The organism is Tangfeifania sp., assembly GCF_055108615.1.
In genome coordinates this window covers 20,813-36,547 of sequence record NZ_JBSQIC010000013.1, presented here as the reverse complement: position 1 = coordinate 36,547, position 15,735 = coordinate 20,813, and the positions used below count along the sequence as shown (strand labels likewise).

The window sequence follows — 15,735 nt, the reverse complement described above, 5'->3', positions numbered from 1 at the left end:
AAGAAACATGAAGCTGACAAGTGGGAGCGTGTGTTTAATTGTAAACTTATTATTGGTCAGAAAGCAGTATTGAAGTGATACAAATGTACATTCAAAAATTCATATTTAGTTTTTTAGAAAAATGAGCAAGCTCGAGGCCCAAACTCATTTTTATCTCAAATGTAATTAAATATAATCTAAATATAATCATTAAATAAAAAATTATAAAGTTCATAATTCCAATGATTTAAACATATTTGTTTAAAGTGGTTTGTAGGTTTCTGGTATTTACGAATGCTCATAACGGTTAATTCATTTTAAACAACGACTTAAATTGTTGTAACCCAGCTGAAAGCAAAGATTTTATTAAAGTAAATTATAGATTTCATTATTTGTATTTACTATCTGTATATCAGCAAGTTAGTTAAATGTAAAAAAGCGAGGGAAAATATTTAATCCGACAGCATTTATTAAATATTCTGAAAAATTTTAGGAAATAAAAATATATGTAATTACATTTGTATAGATTAAATGTGTATTTGTTGAAATGAAAGATCGCATAAAAAAGGTAATTGATTACAAAGGCATATCAGCTGGTGAATTAGCTGATTTACTTGATGTTCAGCGTTCGAATATTTCGCATATACTAAATGGCAGAAACAAACCAGGGGCTGTTTTTATCGAAAGATTTCTGCTTACATTTCCAGATGTAAACGCCCGCTGGCTGCTTACAGGCAAAGAAGATATGCTCAACACAACATCTAACAGTACAGTTAAGGCTACTTCCGCCACGACTGATAACACTTCAAATAAAATTGATGCTGAAATCACTGGTAATCAAATTGAAAATAAGGTTGAAAAGGTAATACTACTTTATTCTGACGGTACTTTTACATCTTATACCTCCAATTAATTACTCTTAATTATTCACATTTATATTTCTTACTTTGATTTATGATTTATGGTAACAGGGTCCTTTTTTACATTTGTAGAATCATGTTGCAGAACATAAAATAAATTGTTACAAAAATGAACAGTAATTTAAAATATTGTTTTACATTTGTATTGTTCTTAAACAATGACGAGATGATAATTTAAATATATTGATTTCTCGATTTACAAGCCCTAAGATTTTTAATTACAATTACAGAAGAGGGATCGTTACCAGTTAGCGGTCCTTTTTTTTTATTAAGTTTCTTCAATTTCAAATTTCCTGAAAATAAAATAAAGCTATCTTTGCAGGTAAATATTTAGGATATGGGCAAAAAGGCAGTAGGTGATTTTACTGTAATTTCAAATAGAAAGCTAAATCAATCAAATTTTCTCATAAGGCTTGCAGCTCCAAGTAGTTTGCCAGATATTTTACCGGGTCAGTTTGTCAATGTTGATATCAAAAATGCGAAAGAAATATTCCTGCGCCGTCCGTTTTCCGTTTTCGAAATAGATTATTCCAATAACACGTTATCTCTTATTGTAAAAATCCTGGGCAGAGGTTCAAAAGTACTTACTGAAATTAAAGAAGGGGATAAAATCAGTCTTATTTATCCGCTGGGGAAAAATTTTACAATTCCGTCAGCTAATGAGAGAATACTTGCTGTTGGAGGGGGCAGCGGAGTGGCACCTTTGCTGTTTCTGGCAAAAGAATCAAAATTAAAACCAGAAAATGTTGATATAATCCTGGGAGCCCGCAGCGCTGAAGATCACATCCAGGTTGACGAGTATCAAAAATATGCAAATTTACATTTTACAACCGAAGATGGTACGCTGGGAGCGAAAGGTTTTGTTACCCATCATCCTGTTTTCCTGGAAAAACTGAATTTATACGATAAAATTTATGCCTGCGGCCCTGATGCAATGATGAAAGCAGTTGCCAAAGCAGCAAAAGCTGCAGGTGTTTTTTGTGAAGTGTCGCTCGAAAACCTGATGGCTTGTGGCTTTGGCGTTTGCTTGTGCTGTATTGAACCAACCCAACATGGTAACAAATGTGTATGCACTGACGGTCCGGTGTTTAATATTAATGATTTGAAATGGCAGATTTAAGTGTAAAAATACATGAACTGAATTTAAAAAATCCGGTAATGCTCGCTTCAGGAACATGCGGATTTGCTGAAGAAATTAATGATTTTTATGATGTTTCGCAGGTGGGAGGTATTTTCCTGAAGGGAACAACTTTGCGCAATCGCGATGGCAACGAATATCCCCGAATGGCTGAAACAGCTTCAGGAATGTTAAATGCTGTTGGCCTGCAAAATAAAGGAGTTGATTATTTCATCGAAACTACTTACCCCAAAATAAAGGATTACAACACGCCGCTTATTGTAAACGTGAACGGCTCTACCGTAGAAGAATACATTGAATTAACTGAAAAGATTAATGAGCTGGACAAAATTCCGGCTATTGAATTAAATATTTCATGCCCCAATGTTAAGGAAGGCGGAATGGCATTTGGGATTACCTGTCCGGGAGCTGAAGCTGTTACCAGGGAAGTGCGAAGGGTATATAACAAAACTTTAATAGTTAAGCTTTCGCCCAACGTGACAGATATAGCTGAAATAGCTAAAGCCGTGGAAGGTCAGGGAGCAGACAGTGTGTCGCTGGTAAATACTTTTCTGGGAATGGCAATTGATTCGGCAACACGTAAACCTCTTCTTTCAACCGTAACAGGAGGACTTTCTGGGCCTGCAATTAAACCAATTGCCCTGCGAATGGTTTGGCAGGTTGCGCAGGCTGTAAAAATTCCGGTAATTGGTATTGGCGGTATTATGAACACTGCCGATGCCATCGAATTCATGCTGGCCGGTGCATCGGCTGTTCAGGTTGGAACCGGATTATTTAAAAATCCGTTCATCCCTCTTGAAATTATTGAAGGCATGAAAAAATACCTGGAAGAGCATAAATTAAACAACATCACCGACTTAACTGGTAGTTTACAAATGTAAACACCCTTGTTTTCATTTTTTTTCAAAACTTTTTAAATATACATTCTCAGACAAATATTCGGTTTCAATAAACATTTTCAGGGTTAATTATACCATTGTTTATATAGTAGCAATTTCTGTATTGTTGTTTTTCTTTCAGATTGTCACTTTCTTTTTGTATTTTCAGAGGTTCAATAAATGAAGGATAACGAATTAAATTGCAATGTGAACATTTCAATTTATATCATGTTTAATAAAGCGAATATTACAATAAATAAAAAACTAAAACAATATGTCGAAATTTGAAATAGTAATGCCAAAACTTGGAGAAAGCATCCAGGAAGGCACCATTACCAAATGGTTTGTAAAGGAAGGTGATACTATCGAGGAGGATGATATGCTTTTTGAGGTAGCTACCGACAAAGTAGATTCAGAAATACCTTCCCCTGTGGATGGTGTTATATCTAAAATTTTTCATGAAACGGACAGTCTTGTACCAGTAGGTGAGGTGGTTGCAATAGTGGAAATGGAAGGTGAAGACGGCGATGATGATGAAATGGACGAAAAAGCTGATAAACAGCCTGTAAAAGAAGAAGCCGCTGAAGAAGATAAAAAAGAGGATAAATCAGCCGATGAAAGTAAAAAAGATACTTGGGATTCAGAAAAAGCTTCGGGGGAATCAGTTGACAAAAGCAGGGAAAAATCAAATCGGTTTTATTCACCCCTTGTAAAAACAATAGCAAAAGAGGAGAATATTTCGCTCGACGAACTGGAAACGATTGAAGGTTCAGGAGCAAACGGAAGGGTGCAGAAAAAAGACCTTCTGGATTATATTGAAAACAAGAAAAAATCGAAACCTTCAGAAGCAAAAACGGAGGAAAAAGCTGCAGCTCCGGCACCGGAGAAAAAAGCCGCTCCACCGGTTACAGTAAACGAGGGGGATGAAGTAGTTGAGATGGACCGTGTGCGGAAGATGATTGCTGACCACATGGTGATGTCAAAACAGGTTTCACCACATGTTACATCTGTAATTGAAGCTGACGTTACTGACATCGTTCAGTGGAGAAACAAAAATAAAGAGGCTTTCCAGAAGAAACACGGTGAGAAAATTACTTTCATGCCGTTTTTCATTGAAGCAGCCGCCGCTGCCCTGGCCGAATTTCCGCAGGTTAATTCATCGGTTGACGGTGATAAAATTATTTTACGAAAACATATAAATATTGGAATTGCAGTTGCAAAACCCGATGGAAACCTTATTGTACCTGTAGTTAGGGATGCCGAGCAGAAAAACCTGGTGGGGTTGACCAAAGAGTTGAACCGCCTGGCCGATGCCGCACGCAATAATAAACTGAAACCGGAAGAAATCCAGGGGGGCACATTCTCCATTACCAATTTTGGCACATTTAAAAATATAATTGGCACGCCAATTATAAACCAGCCGCAGGCAGCGATTCTGGCAACCGGAAACATCGAGAAAAAACCGGCCGTACTTGAAACACCGTCGGGAGATGTAATTGCAATAAGGCACAAAATGTTCCTCTCGCTGTCATACGACCACCGTGTGGTTGACGGAGCACTTGGAGGCGCATTTTTGCACAAAATTGCTGAAACCCTTGAAAAATTTGATATTAATCGTTCAATCTGAGAAATAATATGCAAGATTTAAAAGTACCCAAAAATCATACTATTAAAAAAACGCCGAAGAAAACACTTGAAAAGTGGTATCGGTTAATGACCATTGGCCGCGCTATCGACGACAAAGCACCCAATTATCTGAAACAGGCCATTGGCTGGTCGTACCATGCTCCCTATGCGGGACATGATGGCATTCAACTGGCAGTGGGACAGGTTTTCGAGCAGAAAAAAGACCACATGTTCCTCTACTACCGCGACATGCTTACCGCTTTATCTTCGGGGTTGACAACCGAAGAGGTAATCCTGAACGGTATTTCCAAAGCAACGGATCCCTCCAGCGGGGGCCGGCACATGTCGAATCACTTTGCCAAGCCCGAGTGGAACATACACAGTGTATCGTCACTCACCGGAAACCATACGCTGCATGCAGTTGGTGTGGCCAGGGCCATAAAATACTACGGTGAAAAAGCTGTTGCAATCAGCAACCAGGGCGAATCTTCAGTAAGTGAAGGGTTTGTTTATGAAGCTTATAACGGGGCTGATAAAGAAGAACTCCCTGTGATTTTTGTTATCCAGGATAATGGTTACGGAATTTCAGTTCCCAAAAAAGACCAGACAGCCCAGCGGAAAGTGGCCAATAATTTTTCCGGATTTAAACATCTCCGGATTATGCACTGCAACGGAAAAGATGTATTCGACTCGATGAATACGATGGAAGAAGCGAAAAAGTATGCCATCGAAAACAGCAGGCCGGTAATTGTACAGGCCAACTGCGTGCGCATTCATTCGCATTCCAATTCCGATAACCATCAACTTTACAGAAGTGATACGGAAAGAAACTATGTGGTAAAGTACGATCCGCTGGAAAAATTCAGGAGGATGCTCCTCCGTTACGAAAGGTTTACAGAAGAGGAGTTGCAGGAAATAGAAGAAGCCACTAAACAGGAAATTAAAAAAGCGCATAAATCGGCTTTAAAAGCACCGGATCCCAAACCCGAATCAATTTACGATTTTGTTTTGCCGGAGCCTTACAAAGCCGAAAGATACCCTGACGGCACCCATAATGAAGAAGGGGAAAAGAAAAAAATGATTACAGCACTCAACGAAACCCTGAAAGCTGAATTCAAAGAAAATCCGGATACTTTCCTTTACGGCCAGGACATGGCCAATAAAGATAAAGGTGGAATTTTCAATGTATCAAAAGGATTGCAACAGGAATTTGGTAAAAAACGTGTTTTTAATGCACCAATCGCTGAAGATTTCATTGTTGGCACAGCCAACGGTATGTCAAGATACAATAAAAAAATCAGGGTAGTTGTTGAAGGTGCTGAATTTGCCGATTACTTCTGGCCGGCAATGGAACAGTATGTTGAAGCAAGTCACGATTACTGGAGGTCGAACGGGAAATTTGCCCCTAACATTGTCATTCGTCTTGCCTCGGGAGGCTACATCGGCGGTGGTTTGTATCATTCACAAAGCATTGAAGGATCCCTGGTTTCTATACCTGGTGTGCGTATTGTTTATCCGTCCTTTGCCGACGATGCAGCAGGCCTGCTGCGCACGGCAATCCGCTCAGAAGGCCCCACTATGTTTATGGAGCCCAAAGCACTGTACCAAAACCCAAAAGCCGCAACAGTTGTGCCCGAAGATTTCGAGGTGCCTTTCGGTAAGGCACGCGTTCGCAGAAAAGGGAAAGATCTCACTATTATCACTTACGGAAACGCAACTCATTTTAGCCTCGAAACAGCTGAAAAACTAAGCGAAGATGGTTATGATGTGGAAGTGCTTGACCTGCGTTCGCTCATTCCGCTCGACGAAGAGGCAGTTTTAGAATCAGTAAGTAAAACCAACAAAGTGCTGATTGCACACGAAGACAAAGTATTTGGCGGGTTCGGAGGTGAAATCAGCGCGCTGATAACCGAGAAAGCATTTGAATACCTGGATGCACCCGTGCGAAGGGTAGGTTCTACTTTTACACCTGTGGGCTTCCATAAAGCATTGGAAAAGGCAATTTTGCCCGATACACAAAGGATTTATGATGCAGCTAAAAAATTGTTAGAATATTAAAACAGATTAATAATGAGTAAAAAAACAGCCATAATTTATAGCTTTCATACCCAAAAATCGAAGAAAGTATCAGAAAAAATTATCGATGCTTTTGGTAAATCGAAGATAGAAGAAGTTAATGCCGAGGAAGTTAATAAAGAAGTACTCGAAAAATACGATAATTTTATTTTGAGCGCACCTACCTGGTTCGACGGTGAACTGCCCAATTACTGGGATGAGTTTGTACCTGACATGGAAGAGATGGATTTGAAAGATAAAAAATTTGCTATTTTCGGGTTGGGCGACCAAAAAGGATATCCCGAGAATTTTTGCGATGCTATCGGTATTTTAGCCGAAATCATTGAAGATTGCGGAGGTAAAGTAATTGGACACACTCCGGTGGAAGGTTACACTTTTGAATCATCAAAAGCCCAGCGTGGCGACACATTTGTTGGATTGCCCATCGACCAGGAAAACCAGGCGAGGATGACCTCTAATCGCATAAAAAAATGGGTGGAACAGCTTAATAAGGAATTCGGGTAATTTCCACAAACAACATTAAAATGAGGCTGTTTGCACTTCTCGCAGGCAGCCTTTTTTTATCTTCCTCAGCCAACGGCTTAACGGAATTCAAAATTTCGAAAAAATCTAATGCGATAATCCGCAGGCCTTTTCATCTGATTTTTTGTTACTTTGATAAAAATAGTATTGAAATGAACCAGCATCAACGAAAAAAGAAGTTCTTAAAATTCCCCGAGTACCCGGGGGGTAAAGAAGCATTCAAAAAATACATAAAAGAAACCCTGAAGTATCCTGAAGAAGCCTTGCAGGAAAAGGTGGAAGGGATTGTGCAGCTTTCCGCCGCGATTGATGATAACGGCAATGTATTGGATGTTACGGTTGAAAAAGGACTTGGTTCAGGTTGCGACGAAGAGGCCGTAAGACTGATTGAAAACGTTCAGTTTGGCGGTGTGAAAAATCGTGGGGTCAGACTAAAAACAAGGAAAAAGTTCAGGATTGAATTCAAACTTCCCAAAGGCAAAAGTTTGAAATACACCGTTAAAAAATCGCCAAAAAATAAGGAAGCCCAAAATCCAAAATCAAAAGGATATACCTATTCAATTAATTTAAAATCACCATTTAATTAACTGAATAACAGGATAGTTTACATTTGTATCGAGTATAATTCACATTTGTTTACAGTATTCTTTCTTTAGGTTTAGGTAATTTTTGAAACGAAGCTATCCTTGGTTAAACATTGAGTCGGATATTCCGAATTAGTTGTTTATAGTTTTAGAATATTCAAAAGAAATCAAATTGATTATTGTTAATCAGTTTTTGATAAAAATGTGTGTTGTGTTACTTTATTTAAACCATAATCCAATTTCATCAGGGTTTAGTTTTCAGATAAGTTTTATTCATTAATTTTGTGGCTTTTGAAAAACGTTAAAACTTTTAAAATTGTCTGATACAAGATACATATTCGTAACCGGAGGGGTAACTTCTTCGCTGGGCAAAGGAATTTTAGCCTCTTCACTGGCAAAATTACTCCAATCGAGGGGCTACAGTGTAACCATCCAGAAACTTGATCCTTATATCAATATCGATCCGGGAACCCTTAATCCGTATGAACATGGCGAATGTTTTGTTACTGAGGACGGTGCAGAAACCGATTTGGATTTGGGGCATTATGAGCGGTTCTTAAACGAAGCGACATCACAGGCGAACAATGTTACCACCGGAAGGATTTATCAGTCGGTAATCAGTAAAGAAAGGCACGGCGACTATCTGGGCAAAACGGTCCAGATTATTCCGCATATTACTGATGAAATTAAACGTCGGATAAAAATTCTCGGGCAAAAAAAGAAATACGATATTGTTATCACCGAAATTGGTGGTACTGTTGGCGACATCGAGTCGCTGCCCTACATTGAGGCAGTCAGGCAGTTAAAACGCGAACTGGGTTCCAGGGCACTGGTGATTCATCTCACGCTGGTTCCTTACCTGGCAGCAACCGGAGAGCTGAAAACAAAACCGACTCAGCATTCTGTAAAACTGTTGCTCGAAGCCGGTATTCAGCCAGATATCCTGGTACTTCGCACCGAACATGAAATTGATACCACAATACGTGAGAAAGTGGCTTTATTCTGCAACGTAGATATGGATGCAGTTGTGCAGTCGGTAAATGTACCTACCATCTATGAGGTGCCGCTTAAAATGCTTGCAGAAAAGCTCGATATTACTGCGCTGAAAAAACTTGGACTAACCATAAATGAAGAAATTGATTTAAGCGCATGGAACGATTTCCTGGATAAATTAAAAAACCTGAAATATTCAGTTACCATTGGTTTAATCGGAAAATACGTGGAATTGCGCGATGCATATAAATCAATAGCCGAAGCCCTGGTACACGCCGGAGCTGTTAATTATTGCGATGTAAATATTGAATGGATCCATTCCGAATCGCTTCAGGCTGATAACCTGGAAGAATCACTTTCCGGTTTAAACGGAATAATTGTTGCCCCGGGGTTTGGGCACCGCGGAATGGACGGTAAAATCCATGCCGCCAGTTATGCCCGCGAAAATAACATTCCATATCTGGGAATTTGCCTCGGCATGCAGGTTGCGGTTATTGAATTTGCCCAAAATGTATTGAACCTGAACGGGGCCGATTCAACAGAAATGAACCCCAAAACGCCTTTTCCGGTTATTGACTTGATGGAACACCAAAAAGGTATTACCGATTATGGCGGAACAATGCGATTGGGAGCGTATGAATGCCGGATTATTGAACCCGATTCGAATGCCGGAAGAGCATACAATAAATTAACGGTTTACGAGCGGCACCGCCACCGTTATGAATTTAACGATGCGTTCAGGGAACAATTCCGGGAAGCTGGCATGATTCCGGTTGGTATAAACCCTGAAACCGATTTGGTAGAGATTGTTGAAATTCCAAAACACAAATGGTTTGTGGGCGTTCAGTTTCACCCCGAATATAAAAGCACCGTGCTAAACCCGCATCCGCTTTTTGTTGACTTTATTAAAAATTCGTTAGTTAAAGAAAAAAATGGATAAAAATTCTATAATTGGCATCATTCTCATTTTTGGGATACTGATCATATTTTCAATCATGAACCAACCCTCGGAAGAGGATATTGAAGCTGCCAAACGACGACGCGATTCCATTGCCCAGGTTGAAGCTGAAAAAAAGGCATTGGAACAGCAACAAGCCGAACAGCAGAGTGAAGAAACACTATCAGAAACCGCTTTGCCTGATGCGATTAATGCTGATGCTGATGCTGAATTGCAACAAAAAATTGATGAATTTGGCGTTTTTGGTAAAGCAGCTATTGGCGAACAGGAATTTTATACCATTGAAAATAACCTGCTGAAAATAACCTTAACCAACAAAGGCGGAAGGATTTATTCCGTAGAACTGAAAGATTACCAGACGCACGATTCGCTTCCACTCATTCTTTTTGATGGCGACGAGACACTATTCGGGTTAAGCTTTTTTGCCCAAAACCGAAGTATCCAAACCGATCAGTTATTTTTCGAACCTTCGTTTAACCAGCAATCCATCGTTGTTTCAGGACCGGAAGTTCCAACCGGAAACGAAGGCCGCCTGAAATTTAACAACGAAAATCCCGGCGAAGAAAAATCGGCGGTTTTTCGGCTGGAAGTGGCACCAGGCAGGTACATGGAATATGTTTACACACTGAAACACAACTCTTTTATGATTGATTTTGATGTGAACCTGCAGGGAATGGAGCAGTACATTGCAGCCAATCAATCGTACCTGAATTTCACCTGGTCGTTTGATGTGCCGCGCCAGGAACGTCCCTCGCGATTTGGGGAGGACCGCTATACCAACATCAACTACAAGTTTTTTGAGGATGATGTGGATGAATTGTCAAAAAACAAATCGGACGAAGAAGACCTGACAACACGCGTGAAATGGATTGGATTCAAACAGCTCTTTTTCAATTCAACAATCATTGCGGAAGAGGCGTTTCCAAATGCATACGTTCGTTCCGAAAAATATGAGGAGGACCCTGAATACCTGGCCAATTTTCATGCTGATATTGCCTTTCCGTACCAGGGTACACCAAACGAAAGCATGGACATGCAAATATATTTTGGCCCCAACCACTACCAGACACTTCGCCAGTACGATATGGATCTCGAGCGACTGGTTTACCTGGGATATGCCATTGTGAGACCGGTTAATAAATACATTATTATTCCCATATTTAACTTCCTGCGGAAATACATTTCCAATTTCGGTATAATTATTTTAGTGCTTACCGTATTGATTAAAACGGTTCTCTTCCCGTTCACTTACAAATCCTACGTATCGCAGGCAAAAATGCGGGTACTGAAACCTGAAATTGACGAAATCAATAAGAAAATTCCCAAGGATAAGGCCATGGAAAGGCAGCAGGCAACCATGAACCTCTACAAAAAAGCGGGAGTAAATCCCATGGGGGGATGTTTACCAATGCTGTTGCAGTTTCCAATCCTTATTGCCATGTTCTTTTTCTATCCGAACTCAATTGAGCTGCGGCAGGAGAGTTTCCTTTGGGCCCATGATTTATCTACATACGATTCAATAATGAATCTCCCGTTTGAGATTCCGTTTTACGGCGATCATGTCAGTCTCTTCTGCTTGCTGATGACAGTAACCACAATTATATCAACAAGACTGAACCAGCAGGCTACCTCCTCGCAGGGAATGCCCGGAATGAAAACAATGATGTACATTATGCCGGTAATGTTCCTCTTCATTCTGAATAACTATTCATCAGGGTTGAGCTATTACTATTTCCTGGCCAACGTAATTACAATCGGTCAAACCTACATTATTCGCTCAACTATCGATGAGAGTAAAATCAGGGCGCAGTTACAGGTGAATAAAAAGAAACCGGTGAAAAAATCGAAATTTCAAAAACGACTGGAAGAAGTGGCCAAACAAAAAGGAATGCAGCCACCTAAAAAATAAAAATATCATTTTCATAAATTAATGCCGGTTTAGCAGATTACTGAACCGGCATTCTTTTTATATCAACAATTCATTAAGGTAGTGTTTGAAACCAGGCAGTTTAAAGCCTGTGTTTCAATCTTTTGTTTATATTGGGCATTTCTGCTAATTGTAAAATTTAGTCAAGGTTATTTCAAGGGTTTTGGTATTGGTTTTATTTCTGCTGTCCTTTTTTCATTTATTCTGGTTCAGTATTAAACTATTTTCTTCCGGGGGAGTCATAACACTATAAATATTAAAAAATCAAGAGATGAAAAAGTTTGGAATTATATTGTTGTCGATTATGCTGGTTTCCCTGGCGGGAATAGCTCAGCCCCGTGGCCAACGGAATTTTGACCCTGAACAAATGGCCAGGCATCAGACCGATATGTTGAAAGACACGCTTGCATTGAACGAGGAACAGGAACAAAAGGTTTATGAACTAAATCTTGAAGCCGGGCAAAAAATGAGTGCCCTTCGCGATGAGATTCAGGGTAGTGACGCTGGAGCAATTCGCGAAAAAATGGGTGAGATTAGAGCGGAGCAAAATGAAAAAATGAAAGAAATCCTCACCGAAGAGCAATGGGCAAAATATGAAAAATACCTTGAAAACATGAGAGCACGCTGGCAACAGCGCAGGGATGGAAGGCGATAGTTTTTTTATAATAGTTTAGTTTGGTTTAAAGAGGATTTGTGAATGCAGATCCTCTTTTTTTGCAAAAATCAGAAACCAGCCCTTTTGGCTTTTTTCCTGAATTGTTGTTTCAAATCAACCATTTTAATGGCTGTAACTGCTGCTTCGTCGCCTTTGTTGCCATGTTTGCCCCCGGCACGGTCCAGCGCCTGTTGCTGGGTATTGGTGGTTAAAACACCAAACACAAAAGGTTTGTTGAATTTCAGGTTTAAATCAACGGTGCCTTTGGTAACGCCCTCGCATATAAAGTCGAAATGACGGGTTTCACCCTGGGTAACGCATCCGAGCAAAAGTACGGCATCAATGTTATCCATTTCGGCAAAATACTGTGCCCCCAGCGGCAATTCAAAACTTCCGGGAACAAATTTTACTTTAATGTTTTCATCACTCGCCCCGTGCTTTTTCAGGGTATTAACTGCACCTTCGGCCAGTGCCGATGTAACTTCAAGGTTCCACTCGGCCACAACAATTCCAAACCGCATATTTTCTGCTGAAGGAACCGATTTTGTATCGTATTGCGAAAGATCTTTTGTTGCCATTTCTTATAAATAAAAAACCTCTCAAAATAGAGGGGCTGAAAATTATCTTATCAAAATAACTTAACCCAGCTTTACTTCAACCCGTGAAATATATTTTTCAATATTCCGGCCTTCTGTCGAATCCGGGTATTTCTGTTTAATTTCTTTATAAAGCGCCAGCGCGTCTTCCAGTTCATCCATCGACTCAAGCAAATTGGCAGCTTTCATCATGTAAATGGGCGAAGTCAGCTCATTATCATTCATTGAATACGCTTTTTGGTAATGTTTCAGCGCTTCATCGGTCATCCCCAGTTCCAGCTTGGCATCGCCTTTGGCACCTTCTGCAATAGGCCCAAGCAATAAATCTTTGGTTTCGAAATCATTCAGGTAATCCAGTGCATCTTCATACTGCCCCAGGTGCAGGTACGAAATACCTGTGTAGTATTTTGCCAGGTTGGCCGACTTGGTCATTCCGTAATCGTCAATGATATCCAGAAAACCGAGGTAGTTGCCATCACCGTTTATGGCCAGGTTAAACGAGTCTTTTTCAAAATAGCTCTCGGCCATGAACATTTGCGACTGTGCTTCCTCCTGGCGTGGCTGCAAATAAAATTTACTGAAACTTAAATAAGCAACAACCAGTAAAATAATTGCACCAACCGCGTAAGTAATGGGCTTTTGGTTTTCTTCAATAAAACGTTCAGTTTTCGTTAACGCGCTCTCAAGTTCCTGTAAATTGTCATCTTGCTGAGCTTTCTTCTTTGCCATGTCCTTCTTTTTCAAATTGTGCCGCAAAAATAGCTTTTTTTTATAAACCACATGGAAAATGGGAGTATAAATTTGAATATTAATCGACAGGAAATTGTTAATAACACGAATTTGTTATTTGTTCTCAAAAACCTTCGAAAATTCGTTAGTTTTGTCCTTTTGATACCAGGAGGTTTAATGATGTACATTGAAGAGATTTCAATTGTAAATTTTAAGAACCTGAAAGATGTTCAGGTTGTATTTTCGCCCAGGCTAAATTGCTTGATAGGGAATAACGGGGCAGGTAAAACCAACCTGATGGATGCCGTTTATTACCTTTCGTTTTGCAAAAGTTTTTTTACTGCCGTGGATCAGTTTAATATTAACCACGATGAGCAGTTTTTTATGCTCAACGGAAACTACAAACGGCTGAGTTCGAGCGAAAATATTACCTGCGGTTTGAAAAAAGGCCAGAAAAAACAGTTTAAACGTAACTCGAAAATTTACAAACGGCTGGCCGAACACATTGGCTTGCTGCCGCTGGTGATGATTACCCCTTCGGATGTGAACCTGATTTTGGGTGGCAGCGACGAACGCCGAAAATTCATGGACGGCGTGATTTCCCAGTTTAACCAGAATTACCTCGACGATTTGCTGAAGTATAACCGCGCTTTGCAGCAAAGAAATAACCTGTTGAAGCAGTTTGCTGCCGAGCGCTATTTTGAGGATGAACTGCTCTCGGTGTGGGACAACCAGCTAATTGAATACGGAACGCGAATTCACGCCGAGCGACAAAAATTCGTTAAAAAATTAATACCGGTTTTTCAGCAGTATTATTCCTACATTTCGCAGGGAAATGAAAAAGTGGGGCTAACGCACCAGTCTGATTTGTACGAGCACGATTTTGAAAAACTACTCAACGATTCGTTGCCCAAAGATCGGTTGGTGCAATACACATCGGCAGGTGTTCACAAAGATGATCTGGTATTCAATATTGATGAATTTCCGATTAAAAAACTGGGGTCGCAGGGGCAGAAAAAAACTTACCTCGTGGCGCTTAAGCTGGCCCAATTCGATTTCATAAAAGAAATTTCGGGAATGCACCCGATTTTGCTGCTCGACGATATTTTCGATAAACTCGACAGCAACCGGGTGGAACAAATTGTAAAACTAGTGTCTGACAAACAGTTCGGGCAGATTTTTATCACTGACACCAACCGCGAACACCTCGATGTAATTCTGGAAAAAATTAATACCGGATACCGTATTTTTCAGGTCAACGCTGGAAAAATTGAACTGAAACAATGAGAAGAAGCAATACACAATCACTGGCCGAAGCACTGCACAGCTACATCAAAGAAATGAGGATGGAGCGCAAACTGAAAGAGGTGGACGTTGTGCAGTCGTGGGAAGAAGCCCTGGGGAAAACCATTGCAAGGTACACGCGCAATATTTATTTGTCAAAAGGTATTTTATTTGTTGAAGTAAGTTCGCCTGTTGTAAAAAACGAGTTGCTGATGATGCGTGAAGACATCAGAAAACGTTTGAATGACTTAGCAGGAGAGGAGATGGTTACCAAAATTGTATTCAAATAAAATTTCAAAAAAAAGAGATGCACAACTGCACATCTCTTCGTATTTCTGAATTAATTGTTTCTTGAGAAATTTCAGGGAATTTACGGGCTTTTAAAATCTTTCCAGTTTCGAAAAGAAAAATTCAGCTTCAACTTTTGCATTTTCATCGCTGTCGGAACCGTGTACGGCATTTTGCTGAAGGCTGGTCCCATACAGTTTCCTGATGGTCCCCTCTTCGGCATTTTCAGGGTTGGTAGCACCAATAAAATTCCGGAATGCCTCCACTGCGTTTTCTTTTTCAAGCAACATCGCCACTATGGGGCCCGAACTCATAAAGTTAACCAGCGATTCGTAAAACGGTTTTCCCTTGTGCACAGCATAAAAAGTACCGGCTTGTTGCGGGGAAAGTTGCGTTAACTTCATGGCTTTAATGGTAAAGCCTGCTTCGTTTATCATTTTTAAAATTGCCCCGGTGTAATTTTTTTTGAATGCCGTGGGTTTAATCATTGTCAGTGTCAGGTTTCCTGCCATATTGCTATCGTTTTTAAATTTCTAATAGTTCGCAATATTAACAAAAATTGGGAAGAATAGCCTTTGCGCC

At 40.1% G+C, this 15,735-nt stretch carries 15 protein-coding genes; 12 read left to right on the top strand and 3 right to left on the bottom strand.

Annotation, left to right across the window (positions count from 1 at the left end; all coding sequences use genetic code 11):
* The first annotated feature begins 526 nt into the window (after nt 1-526).
* The 10 genes from ACTCNA_RS04635 (at nt 527) to ACTCNA_RS04590 (ending at nt 12,256) form a co-directional block, all read left to right on the top strand.
* Nucleotides 527-892 (top strand): helix-turn-helix domain-containing protein, encoded by a 366-nt coding sequence (locus ACTCNA_RS04635; protein ID WP_462946731.1) that lies wholly within the window; start codon nt 527-529, stop codon nt 890-892.
* A 344-nt stretch (nt 893-1,236) separates the two neighbouring features.
* A complete protein-coding gene (locus ACTCNA_RS04630) occupies nt 1,237-2,019 on the top strand; it encodes a dihydroorotate dehydrogenase electron transfer subunit (protein WP_462946730.1) in 783 nt (260 codons plus the stop codon).
* Nucleotides 2,007-2,918, top strand: coding sequence for a dihydroorotate dehydrogenase (locus ACTCNA_RS04625; RefSeq protein ID WP_462946729.1), 912 nt, complete (start codon nt 2,007-2,009; stop codon nt 2,916-2,918). The genes ACTCNA_RS04630 and ACTCNA_RS04625 overlap by 13 nt, the downstream gene beginning before the upstream one ends.
* Nucleotides 2,919-3,189: 271 nt before the next feature.
* Entirely contained in the window at nt 3,190-4,542 is a 1,353-nt protein-coding gene (locus ACTCNA_RS04620) for a dihydrolipoamide acetyltransferase family protein (protein WP_462946728.1), read from the top strand.
* Nucleotides 4,543-4,550: 8 nt separating this feature from the next.
* Nucleotides 4,551-6,599 (top strand): alpha-ketoacid dehydrogenase subunit alpha/beta, encoded by a 2,049-nt coding sequence (locus ACTCNA_RS04615; protein WP_462946727.1) that lies wholly within the window; start codon nt 4,551-4,553, stop codon nt 6,597-6,599.
* Nucleotides 6,600-6,611: 12 nt separating this feature from the next.
* Nucleotides 6,612-7,121 carry a flavodoxin gene (locus ACTCNA_RS04610; RefSeq protein ID WP_462946726.1) on the top strand — a complete coding sequence of 170 codons (510 nt, stop codon included), beginning with the start codon at nt 6,612-6,614 and terminating at the stop codon, nt 7,119-7,121.
* 170 nt (nt 7,122-7,291) lie between these two features.
* Nucleotides 7,292-7,726, top strand: a complete 435-nt coding sequence (locus ACTCNA_RS04605) for an energy transducer TonB (protein WP_462946725.1) — start codon at nt 7,292-7,294, stop codon at nt 7,724-7,726.
* 313 nt (nt 7,727-8,039) lie between these two features.
* Nucleotides 8,040-9,656 (top strand): CTP synthase, encoded by a 1,617-nt coding sequence (locus ACTCNA_RS04600; protein WP_462946724.1) that lies wholly within the window; start codon nt 8,040-8,042, stop codon nt 9,654-9,656.
* Nucleotides 9,649-11,583, top strand: coding sequence for a membrane protein insertase YidC (gene yidC, locus ACTCNA_RS04595; RefSeq protein ID WP_462946723.1), 1,935 nt, complete (start codon nt 9,649-9,651; stop codon nt 11,581-11,583). Before ACTCNA_RS04600 ends, yidC begins: the two co-directional genes overlap by 8 nt.
* A gap of 289 nt (nt 11,584-11,872) precedes the next feature.
* Complete coding sequence (locus tag ACTCNA_RS04590; RefSeq protein ID WP_462946722.1) at nt 11,873-12,256, top strand: hypothetical protein; 384 nt, start codon at nt 11,873-11,875, stop codon at nt 12,254-12,256.
* A gap of 68 nt (nt 12,257-12,324) precedes the next feature.
* Here the strand turns inward: ACTCNA_RS04590 and ribH are convergent, their stop codons facing one another.
* Nucleotides 12,325-12,834 (bottom strand): 6,7-dimethyl-8-ribityllumazine synthase, encoded by a 510-nt coding sequence (ribH, locus tag ACTCNA_RS04585; RefSeq protein WP_462946721.1) that lies wholly within the window; start codon nt 12,832-12,834, stop codon nt 12,325-12,327.
* Nucleotides 12,835-12,894: 60 nt separating this feature from the next.
* The gene (locus tag ACTCNA_RS04580; RefSeq protein WP_462946720.1) at nt 12,895-13,581 is read right to left on the bottom strand and encodes a tetratricopeptide repeat protein; all 687 of its coding nucleotides are present in this window, start codon (nt 13,579-13,581) and stop codon (nt 12,895-12,897) included.
* Between the two features lie 177 nt (nt 13,582-13,758).
* On the opposite strand from ACTCNA_RS04580, the gene recF reads away from it, so the two are divergent.
* Nucleotides 13,759-14,868 carry a DNA replication/repair protein RecF gene (gene recF / locus ACTCNA_RS04575; protein ID WP_462946719.1) on the top strand — a complete coding sequence of 370 codons (1,110 nt, stop codon included), beginning with the start codon at nt 13,759-13,761 and terminating at the stop codon, nt 14,866-14,868.
* Nucleotides 14,865-15,155: a DciA family protein gene (locus ACTCNA_RS04570; RefSeq protein WP_462946718.1), complete on the top strand. Its 291-nt coding sequence runs from the start codon at nt 14,865-14,867 to the stop codon at nt 15,153-15,155. The genes recF and ACTCNA_RS04570 overlap by 4 nt, the downstream gene beginning before the upstream one ends.
* Nucleotides 15,156-15,245: 90 nt before the next feature.
* Here the strand turns inward: ACTCNA_RS04570 and ACTCNA_RS04565 are convergent, their stop codons facing one another.
* On the bottom strand, nt 15,246-15,665 hold the full coding sequence (locus ACTCNA_RS04565) for a nucleoside-diphosphate kinase (protein ID WP_462946717.1): 420 nt from the start codon (nt 15,663-15,665) through the stop codon (nt 15,246-15,248).
* Nucleotides 15,666-15,735 lie beyond the last annotated feature (70 nt).

Excerpts from the sequence above, each read along its gene's own strand:
- ACTCNA_RS04625 (WP_462946729.1), top strand. The coding sequence starts at position 2,007 with ATGGCAGATTTAAGTGTAAAAATACATGAACTGAATTTAAAAAATCCG.
- ACTCNA_RS04630 (WP_462946730.1), top strand. The coding sequence starts at position 1,237 with ATGGGCAAAAAGGCAGTAGGTGATTTTACTGTAATTTCAAATAGAAAG.
- ACTCNA_RS04570 (WP_462946718.1), top strand. The coding sequence starts at position 14,865 with ATGAGAAGAAGCAATACACAATCACTGGCCGAAGCACTGCACAGCTAC.
- ACTCNA_RS04605 (WP_462946725.1), top strand. The coding sequence starts at position 7,292 with ATGAACCAGCATCAACGAAAAAAGAAGTTCTTAAAATTCCCCGAGTAC.
- ACTCNA_RS04565 (WP_462946717.1), bottom strand. The coding sequence starts at position 15,665 with ATGGCAGGAAACCTGACACTGACAATGATTAAACCCACGGCATTCAAA.
- ACTCNA_RS04590 (WP_462946722.1), top strand. The coding sequence starts at position 11,873 with ATGAAAAAGTTTGGAATTATATTGTTGTCGATTATGCTGGTTTCCCTG.
- ACTCNA_RS04610 (WP_462946726.1), top strand. The coding sequence starts at position 6,612 with ATGAGTAAAAAAACAGCCATAATTTATAGCTTTCATACCCAAAAATCG.
- ACTCNA_RS04615 (WP_462946727.1), top strand. The coding sequence starts at position 4,551 with ATGCAAGATTTAAAAGTACCCAAAAATCATACTATTAAAAAAACGCCG.
- ACTCNA_RS04620 (WP_462946728.1), top strand. The coding sequence starts at position 3,190 with ATGTCGAAATTTGAAATAGTAATGCCAAAACTTGGAGAAAGCATCCAG.
- ACTCNA_RS04580 (WP_462946720.1), bottom strand. The coding sequence starts at position 13,581 with ATGGCAAAGAAGAAAGCTCAGCAAGATGACAATTTACAGGAACTTGAG.
- ribH (WP_462946721.1), bottom strand. The coding sequence starts at position 12,834 with ATGGCAACAAAAGATCTTTCGCAATACGATACAAAATCGGTTCCTTCA.
- yidC (WP_462946723.1), top strand. The coding sequence starts at position 9,649 with ATGGATAAAAATTCTATAATTGGCATCATTCTCATTTTTGGGATACTG.
- ACTCNA_RS04635 (WP_462946731.1), top strand. The coding sequence starts at position 527 with ATGAAAGATCGCATAAAAAAGGTAATTGATTACAAAGGCATATCAGCT.
- recF (WP_462946719.1), top strand. The coding sequence starts at position 13,759 with ATGATGTACATTGAAGAGATTTCAATTGTAAATTTTAAGAACCTGAAA.